The sequence below is a fragment of the Vibrio sp. V23_P3S9T160 genome (assembly GCF_963886625.1).
Lineage (GTDB): Bacteria > Pseudomonadota > Gammaproteobacteria > Enterobacterales > Vibrionaceae > Vibrio > Vibrio anguillarum.
The window spans coordinates 21504-36245 of sequence record NZ_CAWPDB010000118.1 but is presented as its reverse complement, the minus strand read 5'-3'; the positions used below and the strand labels follow the sequence as shown (position 1 = coordinate 36245).

Sequence of the window (14742 nt, the reverse complement as noted above, 5' to 3'; positions counted from 1 at the left end):
AAGACCATTCGGAAATGTGGGTTGTCTTTTAGTAGGCCAAAATCTAAAAATATATTCTTTATATTCATACTATTATCTATTCAAACCAGAATGTAATGCTTTCAAAACATCGCGAAAATTAAGACGAAACCAGCCTTGATAAGCACTGGTTTCGTCGATGGTGGTTTTTGTTATTTTTTCAGTGCAGCCTTCGACTCCAGCAGCGTATTTAAACATTCGCCGATCTGGCGTACATTTTCTGGGGCCAAGATATCTTCATGTGAACAATCAAACTGATGCTTAATCAACTGGCCGACAAAAGATTGCCAATGAGCATCAATATCATAACCATCTGGCACCGTACGTTGCGCCACAAAAAGGTGGGCCGGACCTTGATAATCAGACGTTTGTGCCTGTGCAAGTAGACGTACCGCATCTTCATAGTTAGCGGTAATCTCATTGAACATCGCCAAACGTTGCTCATCTAATTCAATATCGGTTAGCTCATTGATGGACAGAAACTGCTCTTTTTCACGCTCAATTTCGTACTGCTCTTCTTCATCCATCGGGCCATCCCAGTTCTGACCCTCCGGTGGATAGGTATCCAATAACCCTAAAAAGTGCACCTCTTCACCCTGCTGTTGAAGCTTCGCGGCCAATTTTTGTGCCACAATCCCGCCAAATGAATAGCCTAATAGATGGTAAGGTCCAAATGGCTGTATCTCTCTTAAGACTGGTAATAAACGATCACACACTTCTTCCATCGTTTCACTGGTCGCCATCGCTCCGCCGGGCCGAGGTGATTGCAAACCATAAATGGGATAATGTCCTGTCAGATATTTAGGTAGCCCTGTGTATTGCCAAGCAAAGCCAGAAGCAGAGTTGACGCAAAAAAGTGCTGGGCCACTTCCGGCACGGATAGGCAGCACTTCGCCAAAACCAGCTAAGGTGGGGTCGTTAAAAGCATCTTCATCTAGCAGCAAACTCGCCAGTTTCTCCACCGTAGGATTGACCATGATTTGACCAACTGTGACAGGTAGGTTTAGCGCTCTTCGAATATCTGCCGCTAATTTCATCGCCAGCAGTGAATGCCCGCCGAGCGTAAAGAAATCATCATCAGCAAACAGTGTTTCGACAGCCAATACTTGAGCAAATAGCGTCACCAATTGTGTTTCAAGGCCCGGATGAGCCTTGCGCCCTACCCGTGCTGCGACGTCATTTGGCCGCGGTAATGCTTTTTTATCTAGCTTACCGTTGGCGCTCAGCGGGTAGTGATCCAGTAACACGATAGCCGCCGGAACCATATGGGCTGGTAAATGTTCGGAAAGTTCAGCGCGTAGCTTCTCGCCATTCGTTACGCTCATATCATGCGCGATGACGTAACCGATAATTTGCCGTTCATCAGCGCCTAACATACCTGAATGAGTAGAGAGCGTCTGAGCACAGACCACCGCTTGTTTTACCGCAGGAAGTGCCTGTAATGCGCTTTCAATTTCACCCAGTTCCACACGCTGCCCGCGAATTTTTATCTGATCATCACTGCGTCCTAAATACTCAATCGAGCCACACGCTAACCAACGTACGACATCACCAGTGCGGTACATTCGCTCGCCACAAGTAAATGGATTGGCGATAAACCGATCTGCCGTTAACGCACTGCGATTAAAGTAACCGATGGCTAATTGCTCGCCAGCAAGATAGAGCTCGCCCGGCACACCGATTGGTACCGCTCTTAAAAAGCTATCGAGCACATAGACTTGGGTGTTCCATACCGGTAAACCAATCGGTGCACTACGGCCAACGCTTGCGTTTAATGCCTCGCCGTAAGCTGGATAATAAGTCACGTCAACCGCCGCTTCCGTCGGGCCGTACAAGTTATGCAGCGGTGCATTAATTCTACGTGCGTACTGATGGCAGAGCTCTTTCGCAAGCGCTTCACCTGAGCAAAATACTTGCTTGAGGCTTGGTGCTACGGTGAAACCCGTTGGCTGATTCGCTTCAATTGAGGCCATGAAAGCTGCCAGCATTGAAGGTACAAAGTGCATCGTGGTCACGTGATAATCGTCAATTATTTGCAATAACCATTCAGGGTCTTTATGCGCTTCAGCCGGAGCCATCACTAAGCTAGCCCCTTCCAGCAAGGGCCAGAAAAACTCCCACACGGAGACATCAAAACTGCACGGCGTTTTTTGCAATACCACATCCTCAGAGCTCAAGGGATATTGGTGCTGCATCCACTTCAATCGGTTGACAATCGCTTGATGAGAAACCAACACCCCTTTGGGGTTACCTGTTGAACCTGAAGTGTAAAGCAAGTAGGCCGCATTTGAGGGGGTAAGTCCATCTGCGCGGTTCTGCCGCTCTGCGCGCACGGGGGCTGGTAACTTATCCAGCAACAATAGTCTCGCTAAACCTTCAAAACGTGAGGTGAATGAAGAGCAAGTGATGATCAGCGTAGGCTTAGCATCATTGATCATGTAGGCCAAGCGCTCATCCGGATAGCCAACATCCAACGGTAAATAAGCCGCACCACATTCAATAATACTGTAGATCGCCAAGCTCAAGGTTGCGCTGCGTGGCAAGGCAACAGCAACAATATCCCCGGCCTTAACACCTTGCTTAAGCAGCAAATCGGCAATGGCGGCAACCTGCTCAGCCAGTGCTTGATAGGTAAAACGGTGCTCACTATCAATTAAAGCCAACTGATGTGGAGAACGTTGTTGCTGCGTGATCATCAAATCACGCAGTGTCGTGCGTTCAACGGCGGTTTTGGTCTGGTTGACGCGTTGCTGCAATTCAATTTCGCCACTTAACCGCAGATCCCATTCAGCGAAAGGCTTATCACTCGAAACCATAAACTCATCCAGCATTTGCTCAAATCGTTGTACGATCTGTTTTGCTACGCCGACTCGGTCTCGATATTCAAACAGGATATGCAGTTGCTCTCCCGGTAAGACGAGAATGGTTAATGGATAATGGGTATAGCCACGATTGTGGATAGCCATTAATTTCGCGCCGCTAAAGTCTTGCTGGTACCAACGGCTATGATCTGGATAGTTTTCGACCACTAGCAAGGTATCAAAGAGTGTTTTTCCACCCACCAGTTGCTGGATCTCACCCAAGCCAAGTTCATCGTGCTCCAGTAATTGGATTTGGATCGCTTGGTGCGCTTTTAATTGCTCACTCAAACTAAGGTGAGGTTGCAGTGTCACACGGACAGGCACCGTATTACTGAATAACCCTATCTGTTCATCAATACCGGCAATACGACTGAACCGACCAGAGATTGGCGTACCAAAAACCACCTCTTCACGGCCCGTCATGCTGGCGAGAATACTCGCCCAAAGGCCTTGCATTAAGGTGCTCATGGTTAAGCCATGATGTCGTAAACACTGATTTAACTGATCCGTTTTATGCTTTGATAGCCATAACTGATGCTCGTTAACTTCCTCGCTAAGCGGAATATCATCAAAAGCCATACACGGCTGAACATCAGCTAATACTTTGCGCCAAAGCTCGGTCGCAACGGTTTTATCGCGCTGCGTTAGCTGGCTCACAACGTGAGCATAGCCGACGGTTACAGGAGGTAAATTCGAGACCCCTTGGGCGTATGCACTAAGAAAATCATTCAATAAAATCGGCGTTGACCAGCCATCGACCACCAGATGATGTGCTGAAAGGAGCAGTGTGCTTTGCTGATCACCATGAAAAATCAACTGGGCCTGCAACAGGCTGTGGGTAGGATCGTTAAGGTCAAACTGGCGGCTTAGCTCTTGCTTCTCTAACTGATCAATCAACGCGCTTTGCTCATCACCACTCATGTTTGTTATGTCATAACGTGTCAGTGGCCAACTTGGATTAACCTGCGTCATCACCTGTACGGTACGCCCCAATATCGAACTATCAAATCGAGCGAGCAACTGCGGATGACGCCTAATCACCGCATTAAGCGCTTCGCTCACGCGATGCTCAGACAGTTGACCTTGGAAAGTAAGACGCGTGGTGGAGTTATAACTGCTATTTTTATCCCCTAATTGAGATTGGAACAGTAATCCTTCTTGTAAAGGCAATGCTGGCAGTACATCCGCTAACTTGCCATAGTGGTGTTGCAATAGGCTCGCTTGTCGCAGTGTGATTCCCGGCTCGGTATAGTCAGCAGGTACAGAGAGGTCCAACTCAGCACTATCGCCAACTTGTAGCGCTTGCTGTATTTTCAGCAGCTCACTTTCAATCTGTTGGCTCAGCGACACCATTTCCTGTTGGCTGAACAGATGAGCATTCCAAGACCAGTTGAGCACCAATCGCGGCGTTGCCGATTCTTCGACGAAAATATTTAGCTCTAAGGGATGCTGCAAAGCCCGTTCACTGTTTAAGGTGACGGCAAATGTATCGGCAAACTGCCCACTATATTGCTGTGGTGACCACTGACCATCGCTGCTTTGGAAACGGCCAAGGTAATTAAACAGCAATGACGGTTGGCGTGTATTCGCCAACGTGCGTAACTCATCTCGATACGGATTATCAAGATAGCGCAGCACCATATAACCTAGCCCTTTATCTTTCACACTGCGCTTACTTTGCTTCACTTCACGTAACCGCTCGCGGTAATCAGCATGCTTTGGCACGCTAATGATCAACGGATATTCGGTGGTAAACCACCCTAGGGTTTGATTGAGATCGATCCCCTCTTTACACTCTTCACGGCCATGAGATTCGACGTTCACTTTAATCTCTTCACACCCATAAAGTCTTGCGATCGCCCCCGTAACCGCGGCTAATAGCATCTCTTCAATATCGAGATTCATCTGGTGTGTGGGTAATTCAAATAAAGGCTGCGTAACGGCATGAGAGAGTGGCGTACGCCAATGCGTCATGCGTATTTTATCGACAGGATCCTTGATGGGAGCAACAGCACGCTGTGCCTGCGCTCGCCAAAATGGCATTTGCGCAGCAGCGACCGCTAAATGTTGATACAGCGCTTTTGACCAACAATGGATACCGGTAACCTCCTCAGAAATCACCGCCACTTCACCTGTGACTTGTGCTTGAGTTAATGCCTGCAACTGCGGAAGCAATATTCGCCAAGAGACACCATCGATAAGGAAATGGTGAACAAGGATCATGAGACTTTTACGCCCACTGCGCTCCGTTATCATCATCAAGCGTAATAGCTGACCCGATGATATTGACATCGACTGACTGCGCTGGCTAAACAGACTGTCCAACACGTTGCCATCTAGCCTCTCAACCGAAACCGATTCAACCCAGTTTTTTACATCAAGATTTTGCAGCGCCTCAATATGGTATTGCTGCTCTTTTTGGACCAAGCGACACACGGAATGGTTGGCGACCAGTTGCACTAAACTGGCTTGCAAGTGCGCTAATTGGGTTTCGCTTTCCACCTCAACAAGCACACTTTGCACATAGTTAGTTGTATTAGAAAATGTCTCCTCAAACCATTGCCACATAGGTAGAGGCCGAATAATGCCTTCTTGTTTCTCGCGCTGTTGTTGCTGTAGTGGCACCATTTGGCTCGCCATCATACCCAGTTGACGGGCTGCAAAAATAGCTTTGGGTCGTAGATCATAGCCCGCCTTTCGCAATCGCGTCCCAAGGCTCATTGCCGAAATACTGTCCCCGCCTAGGTTAAAGAAGTCATCTGACATTCCTACGTCACTGACACCGAGTAGCTCGGTGATCGCATCACATAACAGCTGCTCTGGTTGGGTTATTGGGGCCACGCGTTCGCTACGCGTGCCTGCCGAGTACTTAGGGAGCGCTTTTCTATCGATTTTCCCATTCACATTCAAAGAGAAAGCATCCAAGATCATCACATTGGCTGGCTGCATATAGTCAGGCAGCGCCTGTGCGATAAGACTTTGCAGTCTTTGCTCTGTGAACGCGGGTTGAACTGACTCACCCTGAGTCCCTTTCTCTAAAGTACAGTAAGCCAATAAACGATGAGTATCGCCAACAGGCTCTGCTACGACTACCGTCGTATTAACACCATCAATCGCATTAATAGCACTTTCTACATCGCCCAATTCAATACGAAAACCGCGAATTTTGATTTGGTGATCACACCGGCCAACAAAATCCAGTAACCCATTGTCTCGCCACTTCACCAAATCACCAGTGCGGTACATTATCTTGCCATACGCAAAGGGGTTCGCCACAAAACGTTCTGCTGTCATACTTGGCTGGTTGAGGTAGCCCTTTGCTAACCCCGCACCCGATAAATAAAGCTCACCCACCTCACCAATAGCAACAGGCTCTAAATTTTCATCAAGCACGTAAACACAAGCACCGGCAATTGGTCGACCAATGACAGGCGATGCATCTGCATCAAGCGAAGCGCTGATCGCATCAACCGTAAATTCTGTTGGTCCATAAAAGTTTTCCACCAGCAGTTCGGGAAACTCACTCACACGGGACCAAAGCTTTTGTGGTATGGCTTCACTACCAATCAAAACTAACGTCGGCACGTGAGCGCTCGTCATTAATCCACTATCGAGCATTTGATCAAACAGTAAAGGCGGTAAATCAAGAGCATCGATATTATCTTCAGCAACACACTGAACCAGTTCGTAGGCGTCTTTCCGTTGTTCATCGTCATACAAATACATAGTATGGCCAGACAACATCCAGAGTACTTGCTCCCAAGAAGCATCGAAGGAGAATGACGTCGTATGCGCTGCACGAACAGTAATAGCTTGTTCTGGTAACTGACGACGTGTCGCCAGTTTTCTGATAGCCGCAGAAAAAATCGAACCTTGATGAGAGCGCAGTAAATTCAACAGCGCTCCATGTGTGTTCATGACCCCTTTCGGGTGACCAGTCGAACCTGAAGTAAAGATGATATAAGCCACGTCGCTGTGACTGATCGTCGGTTTGGGTTGTGGCGCAGTGTGAATGCGAGCCAATTCAGGAAAAGCAATAAACCTAGGGACGTAGCTTATCGATGAATAAGCCATGTTTTGCTCATCCTCCTCCACAACTAAGCACCAAGGACGTGCTTGTTCAACAATCGATTCAATACGTTCTATGGGATAATCAAGATCGATAGGCAGGTAAATCGCACCCGCTCGCAAAATCGCTAGCATAGTCACGACGCTTTCAGGCCCACGTCGTAACGCGACACCTGCAATATCACCTTGGCGCAAGCCCGCGGTAATCAGTTGATCCGCTCGAGTTTCAATAAGGTGATTGAAGGCATCAAATGTCCAACGCTGCTGTTTAAACACCAAGGCATCTTCGTTTGGCTTGCTCTCAACTGTCTGCTGCCATACATCCAGCACAGTTTGCTCTGTTTCATGTTCATGTTGTGGCCCCACCGACCACAAAGCAATCTGCTGCTTCTCGCTCGGCGGGATTAACTCTACCAAATCAAGTGGCTGTGTTGGATGGTTGGCAATCTGCTCTACCATCGCAACAAAACGAGCGGCATGAAGTTCTAATGACTCTTGGCTATATTTGGTGCTGTTGGCCGTGATATTAACACTCAATGTCTGACCATCGAGCACTGGCGAAAATTCAATCTCATCAATCGGACCTGCCGAGAGGATATGTGTCTCAGTCTCTACGCCAGATAAACTCAGTGCAGCTTCAAAGGGTTTAAAGTTGAGTATCGGGCCATAGAGCGGCTGGCCTACTAATCCCAAATCACGCTGGATCTGCTCAGCGTCATACATCTGGTGGCGACGAACTTGGCGGATGGTTTTATTCATCTCTCGCGCCACATCAATAATGCTCATTTGTGGATGAAGTGACAGCGCCACCGGCAGTACATTCACTACCGCACCAGCGGCACAAGTGGCGGCATTGCCCATTCGGCGCATAAAGGGGACACCCACACACACTTGCTCTTGCCCAGAATGTAAATGGAGATAAGCAAATACCATCGCCATCGCAAGCTCGGCGGGTAACAACTGTGGACTATAGCGAGTTAACCACTCTCCACCGATTAATGGCACGGTGTGAGTGATCGTGCTCGATGATGTATTGGCTGAGCTACCTGTGGTGAGCGAAATAACATTGGGTAAATGAGCCGCTTGCGTTTGCCAAAAGTCGTACGCCTGCTGGCGCGCTGCTGAGTCTAAAAATTGCTGATATTCTTGAATTACATCACTAAAAGCGCTGAACTCTTGAGGTTTCGCAGCGCCAATCCGCCAATGGTTATAAAGTTGGCAGATGTATTGACTGATAGCATTCACGCTGAACCCATCCACGTCAATATGATGGTAACGTTGATACCAAAACCATTGCGGTGCATTGCTTGAACCAACATCAATTAAACAGTGTCGGAAACGCCTCTTTCTTGATGAAATGTCCAACCGCTGCGCAAGATCGTGCTTCATCCACTCCCGAGCCGACTCTTCTGGCAAGGCGGCTTGTGAAAAGTCGAGGATTTCAAGCCACTGCCCTTCTTCATCCGCTGGATAAAACTGCTGCCTCACGCTGCCATCGCTCTCTAAATAATGGCAGTGAAGGGAATCAACGCCTTGCAAGCCGATGGCTACCGCGTTTGAAAATAACTCAATATCGATTTGACCTTGAATCACCACGTAGTGGGCAACATTAAATTGCTCTGGATTGGGCATCATCTGCTCGGCAAACCAAATACCTTGCTGTGTACCGATAAGAGGCCACTGATCCTCTTGCACTGATGAGTTGTACATCTCTTTATTCCTAACAAAAGTCATTGCCTATGTCCCTTTTTGTTACCCCGCTTAACAAGCATGAATGAACAGCGCCGCTATTGCAGGAGTCAAAACTCGTTTGGTTTAAGCTCGAATATCTAACCACTGAGCTTCGATGTAGTTGCAACACTCTTGTTTTGACCTCGGTCCAAGGATGGCTTGCCAACCAGCGGGAATGGCTTTGAATTCTGGCCATAAACTGTATTGATTATGCGAATTGATCAGCACTAAAAATTGATGCTTAGATTCATCAAAAGGGTTGGTGTATTTTTCTGACATATTTCTCTCTACCGCTGAAAATTAAAGATAAGGTTCTAAAACATATGACAAGCCATCGATGATCCCGCCGCGCCAACAGAGTCGATCGTGACCGCCGTCAAACAGACGAAATTGAATTCGATGCTGTTGTGAAGCCAACTGTTGGTATAGATCTCGACTTAAATCGATCATGATGTCTTCGCCGCTACCCACTTCGAGGAAAAGCGTAAGACGTGAATTGGCACCTAAACCTTGATGTACCTCTTGGCTCATTTTGCTTAATCGCGAGTCGCTTTTCGGTGGACAATATTCACTGGGGGGTTTAACGATCGAGAAATCGGGCCACCAAAATGAACCCGATTGACAAACCACAGAACCGAATCGCTGCGGCCAGTGTAATACTGCGTACATTGCCGCTAAGCCTCCTAAACTCTGGCCTACGATCACCGTTTGGTCTGCATCGCGGGTTACTCTGACGCGCTCGTTAATCGAGGGGAGTAACTCCTCCATCACGGCTTGCCAAAAAAGCGGATTACAGCTGAGATCATCACTGCGTTGTTGAGCGCTAATTTCGTCAATCAACACATAGAGCGCCGCTGGAAGCTTTCCACTGTGGGTCGCCTGTGAAAGAGCCTCATAAACCGGCATCGATTGAGACCAAAAACGGCCATCCAGCATCAACACCAAGGGTAACGGCTCAGTGGTGGGTCTTTGCGCAGTCGAATAAAGCCAAATCTCGCGCGATGTACCGAGCAAAGTGCTGCGCCAAGTAAAGGTCGAATCAGCACTTTTGAAGCACTGACCTTGCGCTGAATCGAAACCGAGCCACTCTGTTTGCGTAAGCGCTTTAGGCATATGACAAGGTGTTTTCGCGCGCCCCCACTCGCATTTTGACAAATCATTTTGAGCCAGTGGATCAGCGCAACTCAGTGGAAAAATGGAGCGTAGCCATTGCCGATGTTGGTGGCGCATTGCATCGTATGAACCTTGGTAACTTGGCTGCACTAACGCTTCTGGGACAGGAATAAAAGAATACCCTCCTCGCCAACTCTGTTTGACGCTATCGATATAAAACCACACATCGGTATTATCGATATGAGTAAACTTCGCCATCGAAAAACTGTGATGATCGGTGACACCATTAATATCAACGTAGATCGCTTGATTTGCGGCCACACTCTGCTTCGACCCACGCCATAAAAAAAGTACTTTTGCATATTCGCCGTTTATTTCAATCACATAAGGCATGCCGATCGATTGCACATGTGCCCACCAAGGATCGTCACCAATAGAGCCGCCCTCTTGAATAAAACGGGCCAACACCCCATTGAGCTCAGACCTCTCTTGTGAGCTCTCCTGATTAACAATCATTACTAAAACCACCCCATATCAAGCCTAGTATTTTTGAAACATAGAAACTAAGTAGCATAAAACTGCATTGATGATATTGCAAATAATAACAATTATCATTAACATTACAACCAGCAACAGTTGATTCGATAATGGTTGCAGCAACATCATTTTTTCTATTAAGGAACTTTTAGGTCATGAAGCCCATGGATATGAATAACGGTAATGGTAAGGCAGTCAGAAATATCAATAAGACTCAACTCGCCACACTGATTGGCATCCTCTGCGTGAGTACTAGCGCAAATGTTGTCGCGGAACAGCTCGAAAAAAAAGAGCCACAGAAAAAGCAAGATACTGTGGTTGTGGTGGGTGAGAAATTGGGAGGAACACTGGCCGAAAACACCAGTTCGCTCACCCTATTCACCGATGAAGTGGATGATGGTGAAAGCCGAGATTACTACGATCTGCTCGACCGCGTACCAAACGTACTCAATGCACCTTCGGGCATTCCACACATTCGTGGGGTCGATGGACGTGGCCCTGGCGAAGGTTTTCTTACCTTCATGACAGGCGCAACACCTCGCGTCAATACAACGGTAGACGGCGTCTCTGAATCTTGGTCTGGAGAAGCGTTTGGCAAAGCTGGACTGTGGGATACAGAACAAGTGGAAGTCTATAAAGGGCCGCAATCCACCAACCAAGGCCGCAATAGTATTGCCGGTGCGGTTGTAATCAAAACTAAGGATCCAACGTTCCACCGTGAGGGTAAAGTTCGCGCTGGTTATGAAAATGAAGACAGTAAATATCATCTCGCAGGGGTCGTGTCGGCACCTCTGGTTGAAGATACTTTAGCGTTTCGTCTTGCCGCCGAAGGTACCAAAGGCAATACCCCTATCGATTACTCTCTGCCTAACGGCGATCAGTACCCTTGGGATCCTTCCGAGCTCGAATCCTATAATGTCCGTGGTAAATTATTGTGGAAACCTCAAGGAAATGACAAGCTAACAGCCAAGCTAACGGTTGGTAGCCGTAATGAAGAGGGGCAATACACCAACTTCGTTACCAAGCCGGGCACACTTGAACTGCATAGCAAAAGTGGCACGCGTCGCCAAGAAACCAAAAGCTGGAATATCAACCTAGACGTCAATTATGTGATTAATGATGAACTGACAACGGATATTTTAGTCGCCCATCGTAACTACACCACCAAGTTCAAAGCTTATCCTGATACTAATTGGTATGGTGATGTGGATGAAGATAACTACACCGCAGAAGCAAAGCTTACATATCAATCACTTGATGAAAGGTACAATGCGATTCTAGGCCTAGCCAGCTTCTTCAAAGATCAATACACCGAAACAGATTCATTAAAACGTAAAGATGAAGTTTTAACCAACTCAATCTACTTTGACTCAAGAATTCGTTTGGATAATCGCTGGCAGCTATTATTAGGTGCACGTTATGAAAGAGATGAACTGAAGCGAGATTTCGATCACGCTACCCTACCACTCGATTTTAAAGCCGATGAAGATGACGGCATCCTATTGCCTAAGATTGGTCTATTACTTGATGTCTCAGATCACTCCACCCTCGGTCTTACGGCCCGTAAAGGCTACAATGCTGGTGGATTAGGCTATAACGAGTACAAAGAAGAAGTTTTTGTTTTTGAACAAGAAAAAGTCTGGAGCTACGAGCTAAGTTCTCGTTCAAGCTTCCTGGATGACAAGCTGGATCTTACTGCTAACCTGTTCTACAACGACTACAAAAATTATCAAACTTCGGTCTCTGGTAACAGCGGAAAACGCTTCGATACCTATATCACCAATATACCGAAAGGGAAAACTTACGGTACGGAAGTTGAAGCCTCTTACTGGTTTGATTCTGGGCTCGACCTGTTTGCGTTTGTCGGTCTTCTTAAAACGGACATCAGCGAAGGACCAACCGGTACCTCCACCAATCTCTCAGGCAATGAGTTCAGTTACGCTCCTAAACTGTCTGCAGGTGCGGGCTTTACTCAACACTTAGATTCTGGTCTATTTTTTGGTGCTCGTGTTAACCACGTTTCCGATTACTATACCGATTTAGCCAACACAGAGAGTAAAACGGCTGGCGATTACACCGTGTTCAATCTGAATGCAGGTTACACTCTCAACGATTTGACTATTCGCGCTTACGTGAAAAACGTCACTGATGAAGAGTACGTGATTCGCCAGAAAAGTGATCTCTACGAAGTCGGTGGTCCACGCACCTTTGGCATAGTCGCTGATTACCAGTTCTAGTTAGTAACTCTGACTCACTCTCCTAGACATCAACACTTTGTTTTTGACTGGGGGAGTGATTTTTCACTCAATCTGAGATAAACGTCACCACGCAGGCGACGCATCGAACAAGTTCACTCACTCGATAGGTAAAATAGGCATGCTCATCATTCCAAACTGGCCATCTTTCATCCAATACCACCAGCTTGAAGTGAAGTATCTACCTGAATACAAAAATAAACTTGAAGAGCAAGGGATCTCCCTGCCCTCTTCTTTAAACCAAGCCGTGCTAAAGCGCCATTGTGAATTTTTAGCTGGCAGGATGTGTGCAAAACACTGCCTAACCAAACTGGATCAATCACAGTCGCTAACGTTAGAGATTGGCAAGGGGAACCAAGCGGTTTGGCCGCAAAATATCGTAGGCTCAATATCCCATTGCCATGGCTACGCTATCGCAGCCGCCACTCACCAGACTCAAGCGTGTGCCGCTCTTGGTATTGATATTGAACAACTCATACGAGATGAATGGCTCAGTGATATTCGCCAGCAAGTAATGACACCCGCAGAGCACATTTTTGCTCATCACTTTGCCCAATTAGCGAGCTTTATTACGCTGATTTTTTCCGCAAAGGAATCGATTTATAAAGCCATTTATCCATGGGTTGAACAGGTTCTTGATTTTCACGTGGTAGAACTGATCCATGTTGACAAACACGCCAAACGACTCATTTTTCAGATTCACACTGATCTTCATCCTTTTTTAAATCCATCATACACAATCAGCGTTGGTTACCAATGGCCTGACAGTGAGTATGTACTGACTTGGTGTTATTTAAGTCAAGCCCATTTTTCGACACATAAAAAATAGCCTGCTGACACTGCTTTATAACGCCCCATATCAACCTAATACTGGCGTAGCAGCGTACAAAATTCCGTCAAAGGTATAAAACCTTATCTTTCCTTGGTTGTTATTCGCTTGGCAAAGCACGATAATCACCAGATCGGAACTTAAGACTTATATAACTATGACCGAATATTTTTTGTTATTAATCGGCACTGTACTGGTCAATAACTTTGTACTGGTAAAGTTTCTAGGGCTATGTCCTTTCATGGGCGTATCAAAAAAACTAGAAACCGCAATAGGGATGGGGTTAGCGACGACTTTCGTGCTAACTCTAGCGTCAGTGTGTGCGTATTTAGTAGAAAGCTATGTCCTTAAACCATTAGGTATTGAGTACTTACGCACCATGAGCTTTATTTTAGTGATTGCCGTGGTGGTGCAGTTCACCGAAATGGTGGTACACAAAACCAGCCCAACGTTATATCGCCTGCTCGGGATTTTCCTTCCTCTTATCACCACCAACTGTGCGGTACTTGGGGTTGCGCTTCTCAACATCAACGAAAATCATAACTTCATTCAATCCATTATTTATGGTTTTGGTGCCGCGGTTGGGTTCTCATTGGTATTGATTCTGTTTGCTTCCATGCGCGAACGCATCGGCGTAGCCGACGTACCAACGCCCTTCAAAGGGGCATCCATTGCTATGATAACCGCAGGTCTTATGTCACTCGCCTTCATGGGTTTTACAGGATTGGTGAAGTTGTAATATGAGCACAATACTCATCGCTATTCTTGCACTTGTCGCATTGGCCGCTGTGTTTGGCGCTATCTTAGGTTTTGCCTCTATCCGCTTTAAAGTAGAAGCCGATCCTATCGTCGATCAGATTGATGCGATTTTACCTCAGACACAATGCGGTCAATGTGGCTATCCGGGCTGTCGCCCTTATGCACAAGCCATTGCCAATGGCGATAAAATCAACAAATGCCCGCCCGGCGGCCAAGCAACCATTGAAAAATTGGCTGACTTAATGGGCGTTGAAGCCGAAGAGTCTGCGCATGATCTTGATAATAAGGTCAAAACCGTTGCCTTCATTCATGAAGATATGTGCATCGGTTGTACAAAATGCATTCAAGCTTGTCCCGTAGATGCCATTGTTGGTGGAACTAAGGCTCTGCATACCGTGATCAAGTCAGAATGTACTGGCTGTGATCTGTGTGTTGCTCCCTGCCCAACGGACTGTATTGAAATGATCCCGGTAGAAACTACGACCGATACTTGGAAGTGGCAAATGAACGCGATTCCTGTTGTTGATGTTACCGACTCTGCCTCACGTGCGCAGAAAAGCGTGAATTAAGG

The 14742-nt window shown here is 46.9% G+C and carries 7 protein-coding genes; 4 read left to right on the top strand and 3 right to left on the bottom strand.

Annotation, left to right across the window (positions count from 1 at the left end; all coding sequences use genetic code 11):
* Nucleotides 1–170 precede the first annotated feature (170 nt).
* From vabF to vabH, 3 genes are all read right to left on the bottom strand, one after another.
* Nucleotides 171–8657, bottom strand: a complete 8487-nt coding sequence (vabF, locus tag AACU59_RS08745) for a vanchrobactin non-ribosomal peptide synthetase VabF (protein WP_094145591.1) — start codon at nt 8655–8657, stop codon at nt 171–173.
* 105 nt (nt 8658–8762) lie between these two features.
* Nucleotides 8763–8957, bottom strand: a complete 195-nt coding sequence (locus AACU59_RS08740; RefSeq protein WP_013857274.1) for an MbtH family protein — start codon at nt 8955–8957, stop codon at nt 8763–8765.
* 21 nt (nt 8958–8978) lie between these two features.
* Nucleotides 8979–10319 (bottom strand): vanchrobactin esterase VabH, encoded by a 1341-nt coding sequence (gene vabH / locus AACU59_RS08735; protein WP_094145592.1) that lies wholly within the window; start codon nt 10317–10319, stop codon nt 8979–8981.
* Nucleotides 10320–10483: 164 nt separating this feature from the next.
* Here vabH and fvtA point away from each other — a divergent pair, with 164 nt between their 5' ends.
* From fvtA to rsxB, 4 genes are all read left to right on the top strand, one after another.
* Complete coding sequence (gene fvtA, locus AACU59_RS08730) at nt 10484–12565, top strand: TonB-dependent siderophore vanchrobactin receptor FvtA (protein WP_094145593.1); 2082 nt, start codon at nt 10484–10486, stop codon at nt 12563–12565.
* A gap of 139 nt (nt 12566–12704) precedes the next feature.
* A complete protein-coding gene (locus AACU59_RS08725) occupies nt 12705–13412 on the top strand; it encodes a 4'-phosphopantetheinyl transferase family protein (protein ID WP_094145594.1) in 708 nt (235 codons plus the stop codon).
* Nucleotides 13413–13569: 157 nt separating this feature from the next.
* Nucleotides 13570–14151, top strand: coding sequence for an electron transport complex subunit RsxA (rsxA, locus tag AACU59_RS08720; RefSeq protein WP_010318463.1), 582 nt, complete (start codon nt 13570–13572; stop codon nt 14149–14151).
* Nucleotide 14152: 1 nt separating this feature from the next.
* Complete coding sequence (gene rsxB / locus AACU59_RS08715) at nt 14153–14740, top strand: electron transport complex subunit RsxB (RefSeq protein ID WP_013857280.1); 588 nt, start codon at nt 14153–14155, stop codon at nt 14738–14740.
* The last annotated feature ends 2 nt before the right edge of the window (nt 14741–14742 follow it).

Coding starts and splice junctions, on each gene's coding strand:
- vabF (WP_094145591.1), bottom strand. CDS start 8,657: ATGTACAACTCATCAGTGCAAGAGGATCAGTGGCCTCTTATCGGTACA.
- AACU59_RS08740 (WP_013857274.1), bottom strand. CDS start 8,957: ATGTCAGAAAAATACACCAACCCTTTTGATGAATCTAAGCATCAATTT.
- fvtA (WP_094145593.1), top strand. CDS start 10,484: ATGAAGCCCATGGATATGAATAACGGTAATGGTAAGGCAGTCAGAAAT.
- AACU59_RS08725 (WP_094145594.1), top strand. CDS start 12,705: ATGCTCATCATTCCAAACTGGCCATCTTTCATCCAATACCACCAGCTT.
- rsxA (WP_010318463.1), top strand. CDS start 13,570: ATGACCGAATATTTTTTGTTATTAATCGGCACTGTACTGGTCAATAAC.
- rsxB (WP_013857280.1), top strand. CDS start 14,153: ATGAGCACAATACTCATCGCTATTCTTGCACTTGTCGCATTGGCCGCT.